Source organism: Castellaniella caeni NBRC 101664, assembly GCF_001592225.1.
Classification (GTDB): Bacteria; Pseudomonadota; Gammaproteobacteria; order Burkholderiales; family Burkholderiaceae_B; genus Castellaniella; species Castellaniella caeni.
Genome location: NZ_BCWN01000010.1, coordinates 83,521 through 106,637 on the forward strand (window position 1 = coordinate 83,521; position 23,117 = coordinate 106,637).

Genomic DNA, 23,117 nt, shown 5'->3' on the forward strand with positions numbered 1-23,117 from the left:
CGGGGCCGGGCGGCGGGCTGGGAATCGGATCGGACATCGGGGGCATACCAGTGCCCGAGTGCAGTACACTTGAGCCGCATTGGTCATGGCTATCTGTAAGCACATCATTATGGCAAACAACTTCACTTCCGAACTGACGCAATTCATCAATCAGTACAAAGTCGATCATCCCGACACCGAAGCCCGCCAGCGCGCGGGGCGCTTCCGCCTCTGGGATCACGACCTCAATGCCGAACAGCAAGAAGGCTTTCGCAAGGCCAAGGTCGCGCAAGATCCCTACGTCTATTACCAGAAGGCCTGATCCCGCCGCCTCATGCCGCCCTCCCGACCGGCTGCCGAGTTCGATGCGCTGATGGCGCCCGCCGTAGACACCACGCCAGACGTGGTCGATCACGTGGCGCTGGCGCGGCTGTATGGCGAGCCCTTGTTTGCCATCCCGCAAGACCTCTACATCCCGCCGGACGCCCTTGAAGTCTTTCTTGAAGCCTTCGAGGGGCCGCTCGACCTGCTGCTCTATCTCATCCGCAAGCAGAATTTCAACGTGCTCGACATTCCGATGGCCGAGGTCACGGCCCAGTACCTCAGCTACGTCGATCAGGTGCGCCAGACCAATCTTGAGCTTGCGGGCGAATACCTGCTGATGGCGGCCTTGCTCATCGAGATCAAGTCACGCATGCTGCTGCCGGTACGCGTCTCCGAGACCGGCGAAGAAGCCGAAGACCCGCGTGCCGAACTGGTGCGCCGTCTGCTCGAATATGAACGCATGAAGCTCGCGGCGCAGCACCTGGATGCCTTGCCGCGCGTGGGGCGCGACTTCTGGGTGGCCCAGGCCGCCGCCGAGCTGGACGTCGAGGTCGTGCTGCCCGATGTTTCCGTGGCCGACCTGCGCGATGCCTGGGCGGCCATCTTGCAGCGCGCGCGCCTGAACGCCAGCCACCGCATCACGCGCGAGCAGCTGTCGGTGCGCGATCACATGAGCCACATCCTGCGGCGCCTGTCCGACGTGCGCTTCCTGGAGTTCACGGAACTCTTCATGGAGCGCATCCAGTCGGGCGACCCCGCCGCCGTCATCGTGGTGCATTTTCTCGCCCTGCTGGAACTCGCTCGCGAATCCCTGCTGGAAATCACCCAGGCGGCGCCGTATGCGCCGCTGTACGTCAGACTATCCTATACGCGCTCAGCCTGAGACGCTGAGTGCCGGAGCCCGCCTTGAAAGTCGTCCACACCATCGAAGATTTGCGCGACCAGTTGCGCGGCCAGTTGCGCGTCGCGTTCGTGCCCACCATGGGCAATCTGCATGCGGCCCACTTGTCGCTCATGCGGCTGGCGCGGCAGCATGGCGACCCGGTCGTGGCCAGCATCTTCGTCAACCGCCTGCAGTTCGGCCCCAATGAAGACTTCGACCGCTATCCGCGCACCCTGGCCGAAGACATCGAAAAACTCGAACGCGAACGCGATGTCTACGTGCTGTTTGCGCCCGACGAACGCGAACTCTACCCCGAGCCGCAAAACTTCCGCATCCAGCCCGCCGAGGCCCTGGGCAAGATACTCGAAGGCGAATTCCGCCCCGACTTCTTCATGGGCGTCAGCACGGTCGTGCTTAAGCTTTTTTCCTGTGTGCAGCCGCGCGTGGCCGTGTTCGGCAAGAAAGATTACCAGCAGCTCATGATCGTGCGCGCCATGTGCCGTCAGTTTCAGTTGCCGGTCGAGATCATCGCCCACGAAACCGTGCGCGACGCCGATGGCCTGGCCCTGTCGTCGCGCAACCGCTACCTGTCGGTGGCCGAGCGCGCCGAGGCACCCCAGCTGTACGGCCTGCTGCAGCAGGTGCGCGACACCCTGCGGGCGGGGCGGGACGACCGCGAGGCGGTCGAGGCCGACGCCATGCGCACCCTGCGCACCCGGGGCTGGGCTCCGGATTACGTCGCCGTGCGTCGCCAGCGCGATCTGCAGGCTCCCACGGTGCAGGAAATCCGTGCGGGCGAACCCCTGGTGGTGCTCACCGCGGCACGCCTGGGCAGCACCCGGCTCATCGACAACCTCGAATTCCAGGTCGGCTGATTTCCGGCCCTCTGCCTGCCCGGCCAGGGCGGCTGGCAATGCTGTCAGCTGCCCCGGCTGGATGCGCATGACAGAATTTCCCGACATTCATTCAAAGTCGGGGAAACATCATGTCCACCAACGGCATGGGCCCTGAAGGCAATCCGCCTGGGGGCTCACCATTCAGCTGTCTCACACTGCGCGAACGCGAAGTGGCCCAGTACATTACGCACGGGCGTTCCAACAAGTACATTGCCGCCGAGCTTCAAGTGTCGCGACGCACCATCGAAGCCCACCGTGCGCGCATCTTCTCCAAGGTGGGCGTGCGCAACGCGGTCGAACTCACCCAGCGTTGCGTGCGCTGGCACATGAAGCTGCCCCGCACCACCGACGACTGCGAAGCAGGCCGACAAAGGGCCGCGCGCCCGCGTGTGCCGACAGCGGGCGCCGTGCGCGCACCCGTGGGCGCGCGGCATCGCCGGGCCTCTGAAAACGCCGGGTTTATTGCGCCGGGCAGGCTTGGGCCGGTGTCGCAGCCAGCTCGTCGATCGGGTCGAGATCAGCCTGTCGGGTCAGGTGCGCAGCCAGCAGCGGCGGCTGGCCATTGATGCGCAGCACCTGCAGCACGTTCGACTGAACGAACTCCAGGCTGGCGTAGGGGTGCTCGCCGCTTTGCAGCACGATGCGCGTGGGGTTGGTGTCGGTGAGAAACCAGCATCCCAGGGCGGTCTGGCTGGCGCCGCTGCCTTCGGCGGGGGCTTTGCGGGCGCGCCACTGGCCGTCGGGGGCCAGCGTCAGGGTCAGGCGGCTGGCCGGGCATTGTCCGCCATCCGTGCAGGCCAGGGTGCCCAGGTAGGTCTTGGTTTCCGCCAGTTCCTGCGGCAGGCCGGGCCGGGGGGGGGCCGCGGTTGTGGGCGCGGCGGCCCCGGATGCCGTGGCGTGCACCGGATGCGCTTCGGCGCTGGCGGGGGCCGCCTGGGCTGGCGCGGGGCTGGCCGGCTTGGCTTTTTGCTCTTGCGTGCCGAAGCCAAACTGCAGCTGAGACGGCGCGGTCGTGTCCGCGCTGCCCTGGGCGCGGTGCAGGGCGTCGGTCATCGTGCTTTCGCGCGGCGTGTCGTAGTAACCCGGTTCGCGCTGCTGGGCGCAGGCGCTCAAGACGACCAGCAACAGGCTCAGGCCCAGGGTACGGGCAATGGGGGTAGAGATGACTCGCAGCATGACGGTAGGGGGCGGTTGGGCGAAACCGCCATTCTACGCATTTGCCAGGCGCTTGGGCAGTCTTCGGCGCTTGCGGCGGCAGCTCGGTTGATGGGGGCCGACTGCCTGCTGTCGACGGCCTCGTTGGCCGGTTCGCTGTTGCTGCTGGGCCTGGCCCTGGGCAGCGGCATGGTGCGCTGCGGCCAGGTGTATGCCCGGCGGCTGGCCGCCGGGGCTGCGCCCGATGCGCGCACGCTCTGGCAGGCGATCCGCCTGGCGCACCGCGCACCCCTGCGACTCGGGCGCGACGCGCCGATGGCCGTGTTGTGCGGCGGCCTGGGCGCGGGGTTGGCCATCTGGGGTGGCGCGGCGGGCGCGGCCCTGTTCTGCCTGTGTCTTGTGCTGTTGGCCCTGGCCTGCATCGACGGGCACAGTGGCCTGCTGCCCGACGCCCTGACGCTGCCCTTGATGGTGGCCGGGTGGTGCCTGGGGCTCGAGGCCCGGCCCTGGGTGGCCGCCGCGGCGTCGGCCCTGGTCTGGGGCGGCCTGGCGGGGCTGGCCGCGCTCTATTGCCGCTGGCGCGGGCAGGACGGTCTGGGCGGGGGGGACGTCAAGTGCCTGGCCGCCATGTCCGGCTGGCTGGGGGTGTCCGCCACCCTGCACGTGTTATGGGCCGCCTGCGTGCTGGGCATCGTCTGCCACGCGGTACGCGCCTGGCGCCGCCACGCGGGCTGGTCTTGCGCGGCCTATCCGTTTGGCCCCTTTCTTGCCGCCGCGGCCGTGCCCTGGGTGGTCTGGGCCGTCTGTATCGGCCCGTGGCCCGCCTGCATCGGCTCGTAACCCACCTGCCGGCTCGTAACCCGCCTGGAACCCTGGCGCCGCCGCTTCTTAGGTTACATTCGTGTTTTGGCTGTGGGGGGGCTTCGCCATGTTTTCGATAGGCTTGACTGGCGGAATCGGGTCGGGCAAAACCCAGGTGGCAGACTGGCTGGCGCAGTGGGGGGCCGCCCTCATTGATACCGACCAGATCGCGCACGAACTGACGGCCCCCGCGGGCGAAGCCATTGCGCCCTTGCGTCGTGCCTTTGGCGAGGCGGCCATCGCGGCGGATGGCCGCCTGGATCGGGCCTGGATGCGCCAACACGCCTTTGCCGATCCGGCGGTGCGCCACCGGCTGGAAGCCGTCCTGCATCCGCTCATCGATGCCGCGGTCACGGCCCGGGCGGCGCGGGCGCGCGGCGCCTACCTGGTGTACGTGGTGCCGCTGCTGGTCGAGTCGGGGCGCTGGCGCGCACGCGTCGATCGCATCTGCGTGGTGGATTGCGATCCCGCCACGCAAGTGGCGCGGGTGCGGGCCCGCAGCGGGCTGACGCCCGAGACCATTGAGCGTATCATGTCCGCTCAGGCTTCCCGGGAAAGCCGCTTGGCCGTGGCCGACGATGTCATCCTCAATGATGGCGCCACCGATCTGGCGGCCCTGCGCGGCCGCACCTGGGCTTGTCATCAGGCCTGGTGTCGGCAGGCTTCCCGGTCGCCCGACGGGCGAGCCATTCATGATTAGGGTTTTGGCGCGTGATTCTGTACGAGTACCCCTGTAATGAACGTGTGCGCACCCTGCTGAGGGTCGAATATCTGTTCGACCGTCTGTTTTTCTTTACCCAGGGTGAAGACCCGCGGTGCCACCAGATTGCCATGGCAACCTTGTTCGACCTGCTCGACGTCTGCGAGCGGGCCGATGTGCGCACCGCCGTCTTGCAAGACCTCGACCGGCACCGCACGGCGCTGTCGGCTTTGCGCGAGCACCCGGGGGTCGATCGCGTCACGCTCGATGGCCTGCTGACCGACATCCAGGCCGCCTCGGCGGCTTTGGTGGGGCAGGGCCGCGTCGGGCAGTGTCTGCGCGATAACGAATGGCTGGCGGGCCTGCGGGGCCGCATCACCGTGCCGGGCAGCTCGTCTCCGGTCGATCTGCCCTCGTACTACGCCTGGCAGCTCAAGTCGCCCCCCGAACGCATGCGCGACCTGCAAGGCTGGGTCGATCCGCTCATGCCCCTGCACCGGGCCGCCATCCTCATCCTGAAACTGCTGCGCGATGCCGGCGACGCCCACGAGCAGCTGGCCAGCCAGGGGGCGTACCAGGAAATGCTGGGCGGCAAGACCTTCCAGCTGCTGCGGGTCTGGGTCGAGGCCGCTCTGGCCGTGTTCCCCGAGATCAGCGCCAACAAGTACGTCATCTGGGTGCGCTTCTCGTCTCAGGACAACCAGCACAAGCCACAGCCCGCCGGGCGCGACATCGCGTTCCGGCTGGCGCGCTGCAATCTCTAATCTCAAGGTTCTCATGATGAGTCATGCCACGACGCAGCCTGCGGGTCGCCGCCGACGAGTGTGGATTTGGATCGCCGTGTGCGCGCTGCTGGCGCTTGCCGTCTGGCGCTTCTGGCCCCAGAGCGCGGCGTCCAGCGGCGGGCGCGGGTTTCGCGGCGGCGCGGGTCAGGCAACGCCGGTGTCGGTCACGCAGGCCCGGGCCGGACAGATCGACCGCACCCTGCGGGCGCTGGGCACCGTGACGTCGCTGGCGACGGTGACGATCCGTTCGCGCGTGGACGGGCCGCTGCAGGCCCTGCATTTCGAGGATGGCCAGTCCGTCCAGGCCGGAGCGCTGCTGGCCGAGATCGACCCGCGCCCTTTCCGGATTCAGCTGCAGCAGGCGCAGGGACAGCAGATGCAGCACGCCGCGCAGCTGGAAAACGCACAGCGCGATCTGGCGCGCTACGAGCAACTGGCGCGCCAGGATTCCGTGGCACGCCAGCAGCTGGATGCCGCGCGCGCCCAGGTGCGTGAATTGCAGGGGCAGGCCAAGGTCGATCAGGCCGCGGTGGACGATGCCCGCCTGCAGCTCAGCTATACCCGGATCACGGCGCCAGTGGCCGGGCAGCTGGGCCTGCACAAGGTGGACGTCGGCAACATGGTGCATGCCTCCGATGCCGATGGCCTGGTGGTGCTGACTCAAAGCCAGCCGATCGATGTGGTGTTCACGGTGCCCCAGACCCGCTTGCTCGACGTGCAACAGGCCCGCCGCCTCACCCCGAGGCTGCAGACCCAATTGTTCAGCCAGGTGGGCGGCAAAGCGCTGGCCACGGGTACGCTGCTGGCCGTCGACAATCAGATCGATGTGGCCACGGGCACCGTTCAGCTCAAGTCCCGATTTGATAATCCGGACGCCTTGCTGTTTCCCAACCAGTTCGTGCAGGTCAGCCTGCGCCTGGGGCTGGAATCGGGACTGGTGCTGCCCTTGCGCGCCGTGCAGCGCGGCTCGGTGGGCGAGTACGTCTACCGGGTGGATGCGCAGCGCAAGGCACACGTGGTGCCGGTCACCACGGGGGTGGATGACGGTCAGCAGGTGGTGATCGAATCCGGCCTGCAAGAAAACGATACGGTCGTGGTCGAGGGCACCGACCGGCTGCGCGACGGCAGCCCGGTGGAAGTCGTTACCCCCGAGGCTAGTGATGGCACCGCTGGCGCGAGCGGATCGGCCCGGGCAGCCAGGGGCGCGGCCTCGTGAACCTGTCGCGCCCCTTCATCCTGCGCCCCATCGCCACGATGCTGGCGATGGTGGCGCTGGCGCTGGCCGGCCTGCTGGCGTACCGCGAACTGCCGGTCTCGGCCCTGCCGCAGGTCGATTTCCCCACCATCCAGGTCACCACCCTGTATCCGGGTGCCGGGCCGGACGTCATGACGGCCCTGGTCACCTCGCCCCTGGAGCGCCAGTTTGGTCAGATGCCGGGTTTGTCGCAGATGGTGTCCACCAGCTCGGGCGGCTCGTCGCGCATCACCTTGCGCTTCGACCTGGGCCTGCCGCTGGACGTGGCTGAGCAAGAGGTACAGGCGGCCATCAATGCGGCCTCCAACCTGCTGCCCAGCGACATGCCGTCGCCGCCCGTCTACCGCAAGGTGAATCCGGCGGACACCCCGGTGATGACGCTGGCCGTCACGTCGCCCACCTTGCCGCTGGATCAGGTGCGCGACCTCATCGAGGTGCGCGTGGCGCAGAAGCTGGCCCAGATTGGCGGGGTGGGGCTGGTCAGCGTCACGGGCGGGCAGCGGCCCGCCGTACGCATCCAGGTCGATCCCCGCGCACTGGCCGCCCACCAGCTCACGCTGGCCGACGTGCGCAAGGCGGTGACGCAGTCCAACGTCAACCAGCCCAAGGGCAACCTGGACGGCCCGCAGCGCTCGCTGACCATCAGCGTCAACGACCAGCTGCAAGACCCGGCCGAATACGAGCGCCTGATCCTCAAATATGAAAACGGCGCGCCGCTGCGCCTGGGCGATGTGGCGCAGGTGCGCCGCGCGGCCGAAAACCTGTACCAGGCGGCCTGGTTCAACCGCACGCCCGCCGTGTTGCTCAACGTGCAGCGTCAGCCGGGTGCCAACGTCATCGACGTGGTCAACCAGATCGAGGCCCTGCTGCCGGGCCTGCGCCAGACGCTGCCCACGGGCGTCGATCTGCAGGTGGCGGCGGATCGCACGCACACCATCCGCGATTCGGTCGAGCACGTGCAGATCGAAATGCTGCTGGCCATCGCGCTGGTCGTGGCGGTCACGTTCGTGTTTCTGCGCACCTGGCGTGCGACGCTGATTCCGGGCATTGTCGTGCCGCTGTCGCTGGTCGGCACCTTCGGCCTCATGTTTCTCATGGGCTTCAGCATCAACAACCTCACGCTCATGGCGCTCACCATTGCCACCGGCTTCGTGGTGGACGATGCCATCGTCATGATCGAGAACATCGCGCGCCACATCGAAGAGGGCGAGAACGCCCTCACGGCGGCGCTGCGCGGCGCGCGGCAGATCGGCTTCACGCTCATCTCGCTCACGGTCTCGCTCATCGCCGTGCTGATCCCGCTCTTGTTCATGGCTGACGTGGTCGGGCGCCTGTTTCGTGAATTTGCCGTCACGCTGGCGGTTGCCATTTTGCTGTCGCTGCTGATTTCGCTCACGCTCACCCCCATGATGTGCGCGCGCATGCTGCGGCCGGAATCCGAAGAGCACCACGGGCGCTTCCTGCAGCAGGCCGGGCGCATGATGGACGGCCTGCTGGCCTGGTACGACCGTGGGCTGCATTGGGTACTGGCGCACCAGCGCGCCACCCTGTGGTTTGCGCTGGGCACGCTGGTGGTCACCGCCTTGCTGTACCTGGGCATTCCCAAGGGCTTCTTTCCCCAGCAGGACACCGGCGCCATCCAGGCGATCACGCAGGGGCCGCAGACGGCGTCGTTTCCCGTCATGTCGCGCCTGCAGCAAGACGCCGTGCGGCGCGTGCTGGCCGACCCCGCCGTGGCGTCGGTCACTTCGTTCATCGGCATCGATGGCGACAACACCACGCTCAACACCGGGCGCCTGCAGATCACGCTCAAGCCCTTGGCCGAACGTGACGACCGCGCCGATGCCGTGATCGACCGGCTCGACGAGGCCTTGCATGGCGTGGTGGGCCTGCAGGTCTGGCTGCAGCCGGTGCAGGAACTCTCGGTGGAAGATCAGGTGAGCCGCGCCCAGTACCAGATGACGATTTCCAGCCCGGACGATGCCGCGCTGGCCACGTGGACGCCGCGCCTGATTGCCGCCATGCAGGATTTGCCGCAGCTGCGCGACGTGGCGGGCGACCTGCAGGATCGCGGCCTGGCGCTCAACGTGCAGGTGGATCGGGACGCGGCGGCGCGCCTGGGCGTCACCCAGGCGGCCATCGATGACGCCCTGTACGACGCCTTCGGGCAGCGCCTGATTTCCACCATCTACACCCAGTCGGCGCAGTATCGCGTGGTGCTGGAAGCCGACGCCGCCGTACTGGACGGCGGGCCGCAGGCGCTGGCGCACATCTACGTGCCTACCAGCAGCGGCGGGGTCACGCCGCTGTCCACGGTGGCGCGCTTCGTGCCGGGGGTCACCCGGCTGGCCGTCCAGCGGCTGGATCAGTTCCCCGCCACGACGGTGTCCTTCAGCCTGCAGCCGCACGCCGCCTTGTCCGATGCCGTCGAGGCCATCGAGGCGGCACGCACGCAACTGGGCGTGCCGGATTCCGTGGACGTGCAGTTTCAGGGCGCGGCGCGCGCCTTCCAGGCCTCTTTGTCCAGCACGCTGTGGCTGTTGCTGGCCGCCGTCGTCACCATGTACATCGTGCTGGGCGTGCTGTATGAAAGCCTCATCCATCCGGTCACCATTCTCTCGACGCTGCCCTCGGCGGCTATCGGGGCCCTGCTCGCCCTGTGGCTGGCGGGCGTCGAGCTTGACATGATTGGCGTCATCGGCATCATCCTGCTCATCGGCATCGTCAAGAAAAACGCCATTCTGATGATCGATTTCGCCCTGGATGCGCAGCGCGAACGCGGCCTGGGGCCGCAGGCGGCCATCCACGAGGCCGCCCTGCTGCGTTTTCGCCCCATTCTGATGACCACGCTGGCCGCCTTTTTCAGCGCCATCCCGCTCATGCTGGCCAGTGGCTCGGGGGCCGAACTGCGCCAGCCCCTGGGCCTGGCCATGGTGGGCGGGCTGCTGTGCAGCCAGCTGCTCACGCTCTTTACCACGCCGGTCATCTACCTGATGTTTGAACGGCTGGCGCATGGCCGCGCCGCGCCGCCCGCGCCATGAGGTTCTTTGCCCTGTTCTTGCGCCGACCCGTGGGCACTTGCCTGCTGTGCCTGGCCCTGGTGCTCGCCGGGGCGCTGGCCTTGCGGTTCTTGCCGGTGGCCCCCTTGCCGCAGGTGGATTTCCCCATGATTTCGGTCTCGGCCTCGCTGCCAGGGGCCAGTCCCGAGACCATGGCTTCGAGCGTGGCCATGCCGCTCGAACAATCCCTGGGCGCCATCGCCGGGGTGAGCAGCATGAGTTCGCGCAACAGCGAGGGCCAGACCGATATTTCGCTGATGTTCGAGCTGGATCGTGACATCAACAGCGCGGCGCGCGACGTGCAGGCGGCCATCAACGTGGCGCGTCCCATGCTGCCCTCGGGCATGCGCAGCATGCCGGTCTACCGCAAGGTCAATTCGTCGTCCTCGCCCATCATGACGCTGGCGTTGACGTCCGACACGGCCACCCAGGGCGAGCTCTACGACCTGGCCTCCACGGTGCTCGCGCAAAAGCTCTCGCAAGTGAGCGGTGTGGGGCAGGTCACCGTGGGCGGCAGCGCGCTGCCCGCCGTGCGCGTGTCGCTCGATCCGCGGGCATTGGAATCCATGGGGGTCTCCATGGATCGTGTGCGCGAGGTGCTGCAGGACGTCAACTCGCTGCGCCCGGGCGGCCTGGTGCAGCGCAGCCAGACGCAATGGCAGATTCAATCGGGCGCGCAGCTGCGCGCGGCGGCGGATTACGCCCCGCTGGTCGTGGCCTGGAAAGACGGGCGGCCCGTGCACCTGCGCGACGTGGCGCGGGTGGAAGATTCGGTCGAGGACACCAACCAGGTTGGCTATTTCAACGAAAAGCCCGCCGTGCTGCTCATCATCCGGCGCCAGACCGACGCCAACATCATCGACACCGTCGATGAAATCCGCCAGCTGCTGCCCATGTTTCAGTCGCTGCTGCCCGAGCCGGTGCGCCTGACGATCGCCCAGGACCGCACGCCCAGCATCCGCGCCTCGCTGAGCGAGGCCGAGCTGACCCTGGTGCTGTCGGTCGTGCTGGTGGTGGCCGTGGTGTTCGCTTTCCTGGGCAACTGGCGCGCCGCCCTGATTCCGGCCATCGCGGTGCCCGCCTCGCTCATCAGCACCGCCAGCCTCATGTGGTGGTTCGGCTTCAGCCTCAACACCATCTCGCTCATGGCGCTCATCGTCGCCACGGGCTTCGTGGTGGACGATGCCATCGTGGTGCTGGAAAACATCATGCGCCACATCGAACGCGGCATGCGCCCCGCCCGGGCGGCGCTGCGCGGCGTGACCGAAGTGGGCTTCACCGTGCTCGCCATGAGCATCTCGCTGATTGCCGTCTTCATCCCCTTGTGGCTGGTGGGCGGGCTGGTGGGGCGCCTTTTCAAGGAATTTGCCGTGACGCTGTCGGCGGCGATCGGCGTGTCCCTGCTGATTTCCATCACGCTCACGCCGGTCATGGCCTCGCGCCTGCTGCGCGTGGTGCCTGAAGACCAGCCCGTGCGTCACAATATGCTGTCGCGCAGCCTGAACCGCCTGGGAGAAGCCTGCCTGCACGGCTATCAGGTCTCGCTGCGCTGGGCGCTGGATCATTCCCGGCTGGTGCTGCTGCTGTTGCTGGCCACCATCGGGCTCAACGTCTACCTGTACATCAGCGTGCCCAAGGGCTTTTTTCCGCAGCAGGACACCGGACAGCTGATGGGGTTTTTCCGGGTGGATACCGGCACCTCTTTCGACGAGACGCAAAAGCGCCTGGACGCCTTTCGCCAGGTGCTGCTGGCCGACCCCGCCGTGGATACCGTCACGGCCTACGCCGGCGGGCGCGGCGGCAGCAATTCGAGCTTCATCCAGATCCAGCTCAAGCCGCTGAGCGAGCGTTCGGTCAGCGCAAACCAGGTGGTCGATCGCCTGCGTTCCAAGTTCGAGCACACGCCGGGCGCGCGCATGTTCCTGGTGCCCCAGCAAGACATTTTCGTCGGCCATTCCTCGCGCCAGGGCTCGTATTCTTACGAACTCATGGGCAGCGACCTGACGCTGCTGACTCAATGGCTGCCCAAAGTGCGCAATGTGCTGGCTGCCTTGCCCGAATTGGTGGACGTGGACGATGACGTCGATGACAAGGGGCGGCGGGTCGAGCTGGTGGTCGATCGGGATGCGGCCCAGCGGCTGGGCGTGCAGATGGCCGACCTGGCGGGTGTGCTCAACAATGCCTTCAGCCAGCGGCAGGTGGCCGTGCTCTACGGCACCCTGAACCAATATCACGTGGTGATGGGCGTACAGGCGCGCTATGCGCAAGACCTTCATTCGCTGCAGGCGCTGCACGTCATCAATACGCAGGGTGAGCGCGTGCCGCTGACCGCCTTTACCCAGATCACCGAGGGCACGGCCCCGCGCTCGGTGAATCACGACGGCCTGCTGGCGGCAGATTCCGTGTCGTTCGGTCTGGCCCCCGGGGTGTCGCTGGCGCAGGCGCTGACGGCCATCGACCAGGCCGTGGCGCGCATCAGCCTGCCCACGCAAGAACTGCAGGCCGGGCTGGACGACAGTTCAAGCATGATGCGCGATGCCGTGGCGCAGCAGCCGCTGATGCTGGTGGCCGCGCTGGTGGCCATGTACCTGGTGCTGGGCATGCTCTATGAAAGCACCATCCACCCCATTACGATTCTGTCCACCCTGCCGTCCGCGGGCGTGGGCGCCATACTCGCCCTGCGGCTGGTGAACATGGAATTCACCCTGATCGCGCTCATCGGGGTGTTTCTGCTCATCGGCATCGTCAAGAAGAACGCCATCATGATGGTGGACTTTGCCCTGCAGGCGCAGCGTCGCGAGGGGCTGGAGCCGCGCGAAGCCATCTATCAGGCGTGCCTGGCGCGCCTGCGTCCCATCCTGATGACCACCTTGTCGGCCATGCTGGGGGCGCTGCCTCTGCTGCTGGCCACGGGGGCGGGGGTAGAGATGCGCCAGCCGCTGGGCCTGACGATTTTTGGCGGCTTGCTGGTGAGCCAGTTATTGACCTTGTATACGACCCCCGTGGTGTATCTCAGCCTTGATCGCCTGCGTCAGCGGCATGGCTCGTCTGACCGGACGCGGATGGTGGTGCCTGATGCCTGAACTTGAAGCCTTGTTGAACGATGTGACCGGCGTGGTGGATGTGGCGGACGCGGGGTGCGTGCCCCCCGCGGGCATCGAGACGCGCCGCGTCCCCCGGCCAGGAACGCCGCGCGCCGCCTGGCTGGGGCCGGGGCGCCTGGCACTGGCGCTGGCCTTGAGCGCCGCCCTGAGCGCCTGTGCCGTGGGGCCCGATTACCACCGGCCCGTGCAGGACGTTGGCGCAGCCTACGCGCATGCGCCCGCGGGTCAGTGGCAGCGGGCGCAGCCCGCGTCCACCCTGGCGGCGGACTGGTGGCGCGCCTTCGATGATGAGGGCCTGAACGGGTTGATGGCGCGCCTGCCGGCGGGCAACCTGGATATTGCCCAGGCCGAGGCCCAGTACCGCCAGGCCCGGGCAGCGCTGGATGGCGCCCGATCCGGCCTGTTTCCGACGCTTGGCGTGTCGTCTTCCGTCAGCCGGGGCGGGCAGGGGGTGTCCGGGATCGGCAACCCGGCCAATACGTATTCCCTGTCGGGGTCGGTCAGCTGGGAGGCCGATCTCTGGGGGCGTGTGCGCCGCGATGTCGAATCCGCCCGGGCCGGGGCCCAGGCTGGCGCCGCGCAGCTGGCCGCCATGCGCCTGAGCCTGCAATCGACGCTGGCCCAGACCTACTTCGGCATCCGTGCCAGCCAGCGCCAGGACGAGCTGCTGGCGCGCACGCTGGCCGAATACCAGCGGGCGCTGGACATGACGCGGCACCGCTATGACGCGGGGATCGCGTCTTCGGCGGACGTGGCCGCCGCGTCGGCGCAGCTGGATCAGGCGCGCGTGCAGCGCATCCGCCTGCAGTGGCAGCGCGAGCAGCAGGTGCATGCGCTGGCCGTGTTGCTGGGGCTGCCGCCGGCGGCCTTCCAGCTGCCGGCGGGGGCGGGCCTGCCCGCAGTGCCCGCAGTGCCGGTGGGCGTGCCCTCGGCCCTGCTGCAGCACCGCCCCGACGTGGCGGCTGCCGAGCGGCAGGTGGCGCAGGCCAATGCCAAGATCGGCAGCGCCCAGGCCGCCTGGTTTCCCGACCTCACCCTGAGCGCCGACGGCGGCTATCGCGCGGGCGAGTTCGCCTCGTGGATCATGGCGCCAGCGCGCTTCTGGACGCTGGGGCCCGCGCTGGCGCTGACGCTGTTCGACGGAGGCGCGCGCAGCGCGGCGGTCGAATCGGCACAGGCGGCCTATGACGAACAGGCCGCCGCCTATCGCAAGACGGTGCTCGATGCCCTGCGCGAAGTGGAAGACGCGCTCGTGCAGTCGCAGTCGCTGGTCAACGAGCAGGCGGCGCAAGACCGCGCCCTGGCGGCGGCCCGCGAGACCTTGCGGCAGGTGAGCAACCAGTACCAGGCCGGCCTGGTGGATTACCTCAGCGTCGTGCAGGCGCAGACCAGCGCCCTGAGCGCCGAGCAGAACGATCTTGATCTGCAGTCGCAGCGGCTGACCGCCAGCGTGCAACTGGTGGTGGCCCTGGGCGGCGGGTACGTCCAGCCGTCGGCGGACGGTGCACCGCTGGCCGCGGCAGCCGCCGCGACCAGGCCGTAAGGGATCAGGTTTCGATCAGCGGGCCGCGCATGGCGGCCACGCCGTGGGCGCCATGCAGGCGCGCCATATCGAGCGTGTCGTTGGACTGCCCGCCAATGGCGAACACCGGGCGCCCCGCCGTGACGGCCAGCTGGCGGAATGCGTCCCAGCCCAGCGCCGGGCTGCCCAGGTGGCTGTCGGTGGGGGACACGTGGCCCAGCACGACGAAATCGGCCTGCAGTTCGCGCGCGCAGTCGATGTCGTGTTCTGTATGGGCCGACACCCCCAGCCAGCCGGGCGGACGGGTGTCTTGCTGCAGCACGCGCGCGGCGTCGGCGGCGCGCAGCTGCACGCCGTCGGCCTGCGACCACCAGTTGTGCGGATGGCAGCTGTTGATGAGGCAGCGCGCCCCGTGCTGGCGGCACAGCGCCAGCGTGTCTTGCAAAGCGGCGTGTAGCGCGTCGAGCGACCCGGCCCAGGCGGGCTCGCGAAACTGCACCAGCTTCAGGCCGTAGAGCAGTTCGTGGCGCAGTTGCGCCAGCCAGCCGTCGAGGTGGTCGGGGTGGCGGATGTTGCTGATGCGGTAGCGGGTGGGCAGCCGCAGCCAGCGCAGGGGCGGCGCCGCCGCAGGCAGCAGCGAGCCGCCGCCCGGCGCGATGGGGTGTTCGGATTCGTCCAGCCGGATGTCCCAGGGATCGACCCAGTCGAGCGCCTGGTTTTCGCGCCCATGGGGTTCGCCTTGCCAGGCCGTTACCTGGCAAAACGCCAGCTCGACGATGGACTTGGGGTATTCGTGCACGTACACGACCCAGGGGTAGACCTGGGTGGCCTGAATGCCGAGTTCTTCGTCCAGCTCGCGGATGAGGGCCTGTTCGACGGTTTCGCCGACCTCGATCTTGCCGCCGGGAAATTCCCACCAGCCGGCCCAGGCTTTGCCGTCGGGGCGCTGGCCCAGCAGCAGTCGGCCACGGCTATCCAGGATGAGGCCGGCGGCCACCCGTACATAAGGCTTAGACATGGCGGGCCGCCCAGTCGCGTGCGAACTGCCGGGCCACGCGGCCCGAGCGCGAGCCGCGCTCGAGCGCCCATTGCAGGGCCTCGGTGCGCGCGTCGTGGATTTGATCGGTATTGCAGCCGTGGAAGGCCAGCCAGTGGCGCACGATGTCCAGGTAGTCGTCTTGCGCAAAGGGGTAGAACGAAAGCCACAGGCCAAAGCGTTCGGAGAGGGAGATTTTTTCTTCGACGGTTTCGCCTGGGTGGATTTCGCCGTCGGGCTGGTGCTGGGCGTCCAGGTTTTCGTGCATGTATTCCGGCATCAGATGGCGCCGGTTCGAGGTGGCGTAGATGAGCAGATTGTCGCCCGGCGACGAAACCGAGCCATCCAGTGCCGACTTCAGTGCCTTGTAGCTGGCTTCGCCTTCTTCAAACGACAGGTCGTCGCAAAAGACGATGTAGCGCTCAGCGCGCCCGCGGATCAGTTCGACGATCTGGCCCAGATCGCCGAGGTCGGACTTGTCGATCTCGATGAGGCGCAGGCCCTCGCCCGCGTGGGCGTCGAGCAGGGCGCGCACCAGCGAGCTTTTCCCCGTGCCGCGCGCGCCCGTCATGAGTACGTTGTTGGCGGGCTTGCCGCGCAGGAACGCCAGCGTGTTGCGTTCGAGGATGGCCTTTTGCCGATCGACGTGCTGCAGGTCGCCCAGATGGATGGGCGCCGTCTGGCGTACGGCATCGAGCCAGCCGCGCGCCCCCCGGCGCTGCCAGCGGTAGGCGTGCGCGGCCCAGTCGATGGCGGGCGGGGCGGGCGGCAGCCAGGCTTCGAGCTGGGCCAGCACGCCCATGGCCCGGCCCACGAGTGCCTGCAGTTGGGGATCGATCACTGGATTCTCCTGAATATGATCGGGAAAGTATAATCTGGGTCTTTGCGGCCGTATTCGGCGCCGCCACCAGCATCCGGGTGTGTCTTGAACTTCTCCGAACTGTTTGCCCCCATAGTGTCCGACATGCAGGCGGTCGACGCCGTCATCCGGGCCCGTCTTGATTCCGAGGTCGTCCTCATCCGCACCATTGGCGATTACATCGTTGGGGCCGGGGGCAAGCGCATGCGCCCGGCCATGGTGCTGCTGGTGGCCGGGGCCCTGGGCTATCGGGGCGACAACCACCATCGTCTGGCCGCCGTGGTCGAATTCATCCACACGGCCACCCTGCTGCACGACGACGTGGTGGACGAATCTGACATGCGCCGGGGGCGCGAAACCGCCAACGCCGTGTTCGGCAACGCGGCCAGCGTGCTGGTGGGCGACTACCTGTATTCCCGTTCGTTCGAGATGATGGTCGAAAGCGATTCCATGGCCGCCATGGCCGTGCTGTCGTCGGCCACCACCATCATCGCCGAAGGCGAGGTGTTGCAGCTGCTCAACGTGCACGACCCCGACGTCTCGCTCGACCGTTACCTGCAGGTGGTGCGCTACAAGACGGCCAAGCTGTTCGAGGCCGCCGCCCAGGTGGGCGCCATCATCTCGGGCGCCAGCCCCGCGCAAGAAGCCGCGGCGGCGGCGTACGGGCGTCATATCGGCACGGCTTTCCAGCTGATCGACGACGTGCTCGACTACAGCGGTGACGTCCAGGCGCTGGGCAAGAACGTGGGCGACGACCTGCGCGAAGGCAAGCCCACGCTGCCGCTCATCCGCGTGCTCGAAACCGGCACGCCCGAACAGCGCCACCTCATCCGCCAGGCCATCGAAACCGGCCACGCCGACTTCGAGGCCGTGGCTCGCGCCATCCACGCCACCGACGCGCTCGACTACACCCGCCAGGCCGCCTTGCACGAGGCCGATCTGGCCCGCGAAGCCCTGTCTGCCTTCCCGGATTCCGTTTATCGCGAAACTCTGCTAAAATTCTGTGCTTTCGCGGTCGAGCGTGATCGTTGAAAAGTATCCCGTGCCTGATCATGGCGTTGGGCTTACCTGATAGCTGCCTGGTATCGTTATCCGGCATCTGTCTGGCAGGTTCAAAATAGCCGCCATCATCTGGCAAGCACCACCGTCGGGGTGTAGCTCAGCCTGGTAGAGTACTACGTTCGGGACGTAGGAGTCGCATGTTCGAATCATGTCACCCCGACCAAGAATTCCCTTCTAAGTCAAGAAGTTAAGAGAAGCTCCAGCAATGGGGCTTTTCCTTTTTCTGGCAAAAACAGGCTCATTTACCAAGTTTTGAGCTTGTCATTTGGCAAAAAGCTGGCAAAACTCAGGGCAGAGCGACACGTCCGATGCTGCCGGGCTCTACCCCATTAACGGGGTGCCAGGTGTTCGCGAATCTCGAACAAGCGAGCCACAAGATTGGTCGACGGCCTCCCTTGACTCTTACTTGGTCGGTTCGCCGTGCGCGGCCAGGCGCAGCAGCGCCGCGTCGGCGCCATCCTCGATCACCCACACCGTCCCATCGGGCGCAACAGCCACGTCGCGGATGCGGGCCCCCAGAGACCAGCGATCGGCTTGTCGGGCATTGCCGTCGGGATCGAAGGTGATGCGAACCAGGCCATGCGAGACCAGGCCGCCAATCAGCGCCGAGCCCTGCCATGCGGGAAACTGCTGCCCGTGATAGAACGCCAGCCCGGCGGGGGCAATGACGGGCGTCCAGTAGACGCGGGGCGCCTCGAATTCCGGATGCGTGTTGTGCCTGGGGATCGGGGTGCCGTTGTATTGATCACCGTTGGACACAATGGGCCAGCCGTAGTTCTTGCCGCGGATGATCTGGTTCAGTTCGTCGCCCCCCTTGGGGCCCATCTCGTCTTCCCATAACTGCCCGTCTGGCGCGAAGGCCAGGCCATAGGGGTTGCGGTGGCCCGTCGTCCAGGTCAGCGCGCGGATGCCCGCCTGCCCGGCCATCGGATTGTTCGCCGGGGCGGTGCCGTCCAGGTTCAGCCGCAAAATCTTGCCCCGGGTGCTGTCGGGATCCTGAACCAGGTCGGGCTCCATCCGGTCGCCGACGGTCAGGAAAAGATGTCGGCCGTCCGGCGAGAAGGCGATGATGCCGCCGGGCTGGCCGCCCCGGCTGGCTGGCTGCTGGCGCCACAGGATGCGCAGATCGCGCAGCGCGGCGTGCTGGCCGGATTCGCGTAGCTGCGCGCTGGCCAGCGTCAGGGCGCCCCCGCCGTCCTCGGGCGCGACGTAGGTGAAGAAGACCGTCGCGTCCTGCCCGAAGCCGGGTGACGCGGCGATGTCCAGCAAGCCGTTCTGCCCATGGTAGTACACCTGGGGAACCCCCTGCACCGGGGTCTTGGCGCCGCTTGGCGTGGTGATGAAGATGCGTCCCGACTTTTCCGTGATGAGCAAACGCCCATCCGGCAGGAAGCCGATCGCCCAGGGATGGTCAAAGGTGGCGATGCGCTGGATCGCGAAAGGGCGGCTGCCGTCGTCGGGCAGGGCGCCTGCGTTGCGAGACGCAATCGATCCCCCCGCACCCATGGACGACATGGGGGCCAGCGTCGTCAGCAGTGCCGCGATGAGGCCGGCGGCCAGCGTCCGGATCGAAGAACGTGGGGCATTCATGGTGATGCGCGGCACTATCGTCGCATATGAAAAGACTTCAGCGGTGCTCTTGGTTCGATGGACTTGTGGTAGTTTAAGCATACACAGACGCAGCCTCAAACTTTGTTTGGGCGCGTCTTGGTGCGATAAGAAAGATCAGTCACTGATCGTAAATTTGTCAAGCCGCCCTGCCGACGCATGCATGGCCGACACCCGGCGACCTGACAAAGGGACAACCTTTGTTGAAAGGAAGCATATGTCGAATACTCAGCACAGCGATTCCGCCGCGCGGGCCTGGCCTGCAATGGCCAGCGCGGCCTTGCGCGTGGCTTTTGGCATCGTCTGGGTGGTCAACGCCGCCTTTACCTGGACGAATCAGTTCGCCGTCCATTACGTCGGCTACCTGCACAATGCCGCTCAGGGGCAGCCCGCCTGGTCAGCCTTCTGGTTCAATGCCTGGATCGCGCTGGTCACGCCCAATGCGGGGCTCTTCGTCTGGCTCACGCGCCTGGTCGAGACCGCCCTGGCTTTGGCCCTGGTGCTGGGACTCGCACGCAAGACGGTCTACGTACTGGGCGCCCTCTTCAGCCTGTTGGTCTGGAGCACCGCCGAGGGCTTTGGCGGCCCCTATGCCGTCGGGGCCACCAACATGGGTATCGGCATTGGCTACGTGCTCATCTTCATCGCGCTCATCGTCATCAACTACCGCTTTGGCCCCAGCCCCTACAGCCTGGATTACTACCTGCAGCGCCGCTGGGGCGGCTGGCGGTGTGTCTCCGAATGGAGCGATACCCAGGTCAGTGCCGTGGCCCAGCCTGTGTCCTGGCGGGTGCAGGGCTCCGTGCTGTTTGGTATTGCCTTGCTGCTGTTTTTCCTGATTGCGGGGCTGCACAGTAGTCTCAATGTGCAGGCCCCATCGCCCGCGGCAGCGGCGGCAGCCGTTTCTCCGCTGTCGCTGGCGGCGGGCAAGCCGCTGGCCCAGGCGCGTGATGCCACCTTGCCGCCCGTGCAAGAGGGCCCCGAGGCCACCATCAATATCGACGCCACCGATCACTCGGTCGAGATCGCCAGCGGCGTGCAGTACCAGGCCTGGACGTTTGGCGGCACCGTGCCAGGGCCGGTCATCCACGTGCGTCAGGGGCAGACCATCAACGTGGTCTTCACCAACCGCGGCACCATGCACCACTCCATCGATTTTCACGCGGCGATGACGCCGCCCAGCCTGCATTTCGTTGATATCCAGCCGGGCGAGAGCATCAAGTTCTCGTTCGAGGCCAAGGTGCCGGGGGCCTTCGTGTATCACTGCGGCACGCCCCCCGTGCTGCTGCATATCGGCAACGGCATGTACGGCGCCATCATCGTCGATCCGGCCACGCCGCTGCCACCGGCCGACAAGAGCTACGTGCTGGTGCAGGGCGAGTGGTATACGCAGCAGCTCTCGGGCAACACCATGACGGGCGACTTCACCAAGATGACCAAAGAACAGCCCGACGAGGTCGTCTTCAACGGCGCGGCCTTCCAGTATCGCGACCACCCGCTGCCCGCCAAGGTCGACGAACGCGTGCGGCTGTACATGGTCAACGCCGGCCCCAGCCTCTGGAGCTCATTTCACGTCATCGGCGCGGTCTTCGACAAGGTCTATCCCGATGCTGACGCCGCGCATGCGCTGAGCGGCGTGTCCACCTACACCGTCGGGCCGGGGGCGGGGGCCGTGTTTGATCTGGTCATCCCCAATGCGGGCAAGTACGCGTTCGTGGATCACGACATGGCGCACGAGATCATCGGCGCGCAAGGCATTCTCGACGTGCAAGGCCCTGCTGGCGCCGCCCTGGCCGCGCCACCCGTAGAGAAAGCCCCGGTGCAGGCGGCTGCGGCGCAGCCTGCCCGGCCCGCGGGCCCCTACGTGTTCGATGCCAAGCATGGCGACGCCCTGTACATGGCCAATTGCGCGGCCTGCCACCAGGCCACGGGCGCTGGCTTGCCGGGGGCTTTCCCGCCGCTCAAGGGCAATGCCGCCGTGCTCGACGCCGATGCCACCAAGCATATCCAGGTGGTGCTGCACGGCCTGCAGGGCGAGGCCATCGATGGCGTGGCGTATCCCAGCCCCATGCCGGCCTTCGGTACGCAGCTGAGTGACGCCGACATTGCCGACATCGTCAATCACGAGCGCACGTCCTGGGGCAACCAGGGCAAGCTCGTCGTGGCTGATCAAGTGGCTGCGCAGCGCGCCGCGAAATAGCTGCCCCCGCTGCTGGACGGGTGGCGTCGGAAGCGCCCGTCCAGGTTTTCGTGGGCTTGACCGATGTTGGCGTCAGCCCTCGGTATCCGTCGCCTTGCCAGGTGCCCCCGCAGTCATGCGGGAGCGTCTGGCTGCGCCTGTTTCTTGCCAGTGTCGCCCGCACCATACACGCGGCTGCAGATGTATTGAAAGGCGCTTTCGATGTCTCGGCCCAATGCCGCCCGCGCGGCCGTGCCGTCGCGTGCGGCGACAGCGTCCAGCAGCTGGGCGTGATAGGTCACGGCGGTCTTGTGGCGCGTGCGCTCTGAGCCTGTGCGCAAGTCGTAGTTCAGCACCGGGCCGATGCGCAGCCACAGGGCCTCGATGATCTTGGTCAAGAGCGGCATGTTCGCTGCGGCATAAAGCGAAAAATGCAGTTGCTTGTTCAGCACGATCACGTGCGCTGCGCCGTCCAGGCCCTCGTCCATCCTCTGGGACAGCGCGGCGTTGACCTCGCGCAGCTCGCTGACCAGCTGGGCGGTGGCGGACTGCGCTGCCATCTCGACGGCGAACCCTTCGACGCAGAGCCGTATTTTCGTGACTTCCGCGAATTCTTCCTGGGTCATGACGGGCACGTGCACCGAGCGGCTCGGGCCGATTTCCAGCGCGCGATCCGCAACCAGCTGATAGATGGCCTGGCGTACCGGCATCATGCTGACGCCCAGCGCTTCTGCCGTGCCGCGGATGGGCAGGGTCTCGCCCGGCATGACTTGCCCGGTAATCAATAGCTCTTTCAGTTTGGCGAGAGCGTCGGCGCTGAGCGTTTCGGGACGTGATAGCGGTGAAAGGGCAGCATTCATGGTGTTCTTCTTAGGGAAAACGCTATTAGTGATCTGTGATCACAGTGGATTAGTATAGTAGCCAGAGTGCACTTGATGTGGCGGTTGTAGTGAATGACAGGCTAGCAGGATGGGGCTCTGGGCACAAACATGTCGCCGTTCTCGGTCGTATGCACGCAGGCAACCGGTACAGGAGAACACAATGTTCAAAGATGGTGGAGTGGCTGGCAAAAAGGTTTTGATCACGGCGGGGGGCAGCGGGCTGGGGCTTGAGATGGCCCGCGTTTTCGTGGCCGAAGGCGCCCAGGTGATGATCTGCGACGTCGATGATGCGGCGTTGAAAGCGGCCGGGACGGAAATGCCGGGGCTGGTGACGACACAGGCTGACGTGTCCGACGAAGACAGCGTGGCACGTCTGTTCGATCAGCTGCAGGAACGCCTTGGGGGCCTGGATGTGCTGATCAATAACGCGGGGGTCGCCGGGCCCACCGGATACGTCGAGACGCTCGATAAAAAAGAGTGGGATCGCACGCTGGCCGTGAACATCACCGGCCAGTTCCTGTGCGCGCGCCGCGCCATCCCTTTGCTCAAGCAATCCGCGGGCGGCGTCATGACCAATCTGTCTTCGGCGGCAGGCCATCTCGGGTTTGCGGGCCGCGCGCCGTATTCCGCATCCAAGTGGGCCGTGGTGGGCTTTACCAAGACGCTGGCGATTGAACTCGGGCATTTCGGCATCCGCGTCAACGCCATCCTGCCGGGGGCGGTCGAAGGCCCGCGCATCCGGGCGGTGATCGCCGCCAAGGCCGACACGCTGCATCGGACGGTCGAGGAGGTCGCCGCGGAATACGAAAACCAGGCTTCCCTGGGGCGCATGGTGCATGCGCGCGACATCGCAAACATGGCTTTGTTCCTGGCCAGCGGTGCGGCGGCGAGTGTCCATGGGCAGGCCCTGGCTGTCGATGGCCACACGCAGGCATTGATCTGAGAGGTCGCATGGCTATTGCAATCGTC

19 protein-coding genes and 1 tRNA gene are annotated in these 23,117 nt (G+C 66.9%); 15 read left to right on the plus strand and 5 right to left on the minus strand.

Annotated elements, in window-relative coordinates:
• The first annotated feature begins 109 nt into the window (after nucleotides 1–109).
• The 4 genes from CCA01S_RS08275 (at nucleotide 110) to CCA01S_RS15270 (ending at nucleotide 2,648) form a co-directional block, all read left to right on the plus strand.
• Complete coding sequence (locus CCA01S_RS08275) at nucleotides 110–301, plus strand: DUF3460 family protein (protein WP_066456844.1); 192 nt, start codon at nucleotides 110–112, stop codon at nucleotides 299–301.
• A gap of 12 nt (nucleotides 302–313) precedes the next feature.
• Nucleotides 314–1,186, plus strand: coding sequence for a segregation and condensation protein A (locus CCA01S_RS08280; protein ID WP_066456793.1), 873 nt, complete (start codon nucleotides 314–316; stop codon nucleotides 1,184–1,186).
• 23 nt (nucleotides 1,187–1,209) lie between these two features.
• Nucleotides 1,210–2,061 (plus strand): pantoate--beta-alanine ligase, encoded by an 852-nt coding sequence (gene panC / locus CCA01S_RS08285; protein WP_066456796.1) that lies wholly within the window; start codon nucleotides 1,210–1,212, stop codon nucleotides 2,059–2,061.
• Nucleotides 2,062–2,186: 125 nt separating this feature from the next.
• On the plus strand, nucleotides 2,187–2,648 hold the full coding sequence (locus CCA01S_RS15270; protein ID WP_103035191.1) for a response regulator transcription factor: 462 nt from the start codon (nucleotides 2,187–2,189) through the stop codon (nucleotides 2,646–2,648).
• Here CCA01S_RS15270 and CCA01S_RS08290 read toward each other — a convergent pair.
• Nucleotides 2,542–3,258: a hypothetical protein gene (locus CCA01S_RS08290; protein WP_066456797.1), complete on the minus strand. Its 717-nt coding sequence runs from the start codon at nucleotides 3,256–3,258 to the stop codon at nucleotides 2,542–2,544. The genes CCA01S_RS15270 and CCA01S_RS08290 overlap by 107 nt on opposite strands.
• Nucleotides 3,259–3,348: 90 nt before the next feature.
• On the opposite strand from CCA01S_RS08290, the gene CCA01S_RS08295 reads away from it, so the two are divergent.
• From CCA01S_RS08295 to CCA01S_RS08325, 7 genes are all read left to right on the plus strand, one after another.
• Entirely contained in the window at nucleotides 3,349–4,077 is a 729-nt protein-coding gene (locus CCA01S_RS08295; RefSeq protein ID WP_066456802.1) for a prepilin peptidase, read from the plus strand.
• A gap of 88 nt (nucleotides 4,078–4,165) precedes the next feature.
• Complete coding sequence (gene coaE / locus CCA01S_RS08300) at nucleotides 4,166–4,798, plus strand: dephospho-CoA kinase (protein ID WP_066456845.1); 633 nt, start codon at nucleotides 4,166–4,168, stop codon at nucleotides 4,796–4,798.
• A gap of 11 nt (nucleotides 4,799–4,809) precedes the next feature.
• On the plus strand, nucleotides 4,810–5,562 hold the full coding sequence (zapD, locus tag CCA01S_RS08305; RefSeq protein WP_066456804.1) for a cell division protein ZapD: 753 nt from the start codon (nucleotides 4,810–4,812) through the stop codon (nucleotides 5,560–5,562).
• A 58-nt stretch (nucleotides 5,563–5,620) separates the two neighbouring features.
• Nucleotides 5,621–6,799: an MdtA/MuxA family multidrug efflux RND transporter periplasmic adaptor subunit gene (locus tag CCA01S_RS08310; protein ID WP_232305011.1), complete on the plus strand. Its 1,179-nt coding sequence runs from the start codon at nucleotides 5,621–5,623 to the stop codon at nucleotides 6,797–6,799.
• Entirely contained in the window at nucleotides 6,796–9,879 is a 3,084-nt protein-coding gene (locus CCA01S_RS08315) for a multidrug efflux RND transporter permease subunit (protein ID WP_066456808.1), read from the plus strand. The genes CCA01S_RS08310 and CCA01S_RS08315 overlap by 4 nt, the downstream gene beginning before the upstream one ends.
• Entirely contained in the window at nucleotides 9,876–12,980 is a 3,105-nt protein-coding gene (locus tag CCA01S_RS08320) for an efflux RND transporter permease subunit (RefSeq protein WP_066456809.1), read from the plus strand. Before CCA01S_RS08315 ends, CCA01S_RS08320 begins: the two co-directional genes overlap by 4 nt.
• Nucleotides 12,973–14,544 carry an efflux transporter outer membrane subunit gene (locus CCA01S_RS08325; RefSeq protein WP_084386610.1) on the plus strand — a complete coding sequence of 524 codons (1,572 nt, stop codon included), beginning with the start codon at nucleotides 12,973–12,975 and terminating at the stop codon, nucleotides 14,542–14,544. Before CCA01S_RS08320 ends, CCA01S_RS08325 begins: the two co-directional genes overlap by 8 nt.
• Nucleotides 14,545–14,548: 4 nt before the next feature.
• Here CCA01S_RS08325 and CCA01S_RS08330 read toward each other — a convergent pair whose 3' ends face one another.
• Together CCA01S_RS08330 and CCA01S_RS08335 are read right to left on the minus strand one after the other, a co-directional pair.
• Complete coding sequence (locus tag CCA01S_RS08330) at nucleotides 14,549–15,541, minus strand: Nudix family hydrolase (RefSeq protein ID WP_066456810.1); 993 nt, start codon at nucleotides 15,539–15,541, stop codon at nucleotides 14,549–14,551.
• Nucleotides 15,534–16,361 carry an ATP-binding protein gene (locus tag CCA01S_RS08335; protein WP_066456849.1) on the minus strand — a complete coding sequence of 276 codons (828 nt, stop codon included), beginning with the start codon at nucleotides 16,359–16,361 and terminating at the stop codon, nucleotides 15,534–15,536. The genes CCA01S_RS08330 and CCA01S_RS08335 overlap by 8 nt, the downstream gene beginning before the upstream one ends.
• 123 nt (nucleotides 16,362–16,484) lie before the next feature.
• Here CCA01S_RS08335 and ispB point away from each other — a divergent pair, with 123 nt between their 5' ends.
• Entirely contained in the window at nucleotides 16,485–17,450 is a 966-nt protein-coding gene (gene ispB, locus CCA01S_RS08340) for an octaprenyl diphosphate synthase (protein WP_066456811.1), read from the plus strand.
• Between the two features lie 116 nt (nucleotides 17,451–17,566).
• Nucleotides 17,567–17,643: transfer RNA gene (locus CCA01S_RS08345), tRNA-Pro, on the plus strand.
• A gap of 239 nt (nucleotides 17,644–17,882) precedes the next feature.
• Here CCA01S_RS08345 and CCA01S_RS08350 read toward each other — a convergent pair.
• Nucleotides 17,883–19,070, minus strand: a complete 1,188-nt coding sequence (locus tag CCA01S_RS08350) for a PQQ-dependent sugar dehydrogenase (RefSeq protein WP_232305012.1) — start codon at nucleotides 19,068–19,070, stop codon at nucleotides 17,883–17,885.
• 235 nt (nucleotides 19,071–19,305) lie between these two features.
• Here CCA01S_RS08350 and CCA01S_RS08355 point away from each other — a divergent pair, with 235 nt between their 5' ends.
• The gene (locus tag CCA01S_RS08355; RefSeq protein ID WP_066456814.1) at nucleotides 19,306–21,288 is read left to right on the plus strand and encodes a multicopper oxidase domain-containing protein; all 1,983 of its coding nucleotides are present in this window, start codon (nucleotides 19,306–19,308) and stop codon (nucleotides 21,286–21,288) included.
• Nucleotides 21,289–21,401: 113 nt separating this feature from the next.
• On the opposite strand, the gene CCA01S_RS08360 is transcribed toward CCA01S_RS08355, so the two are convergent.
• Nucleotides 21,402–22,127, minus strand: coding sequence for a GntR family transcriptional regulator (locus CCA01S_RS08360; protein ID WP_066456817.1), 726 nt, complete (start codon nucleotides 22,125–22,127; stop codon nucleotides 21,402–21,404).
• A gap of 181 nt (nucleotides 22,128–22,308) precedes the next feature.
• On the opposite strand from CCA01S_RS08360, the gene CCA01S_RS08365 reads away from it, so the two are divergent.
• On the plus strand, nucleotides 22,309–23,091 hold the full coding sequence (locus tag CCA01S_RS08365; protein WP_066456820.1) for an SDR family oxidoreductase: 783 nt from the start codon (nucleotides 22,309–22,311) through the stop codon (nucleotides 23,089–23,091).
• Nucleotides 23,092–23,117 lie beyond the last annotated feature (26 nt).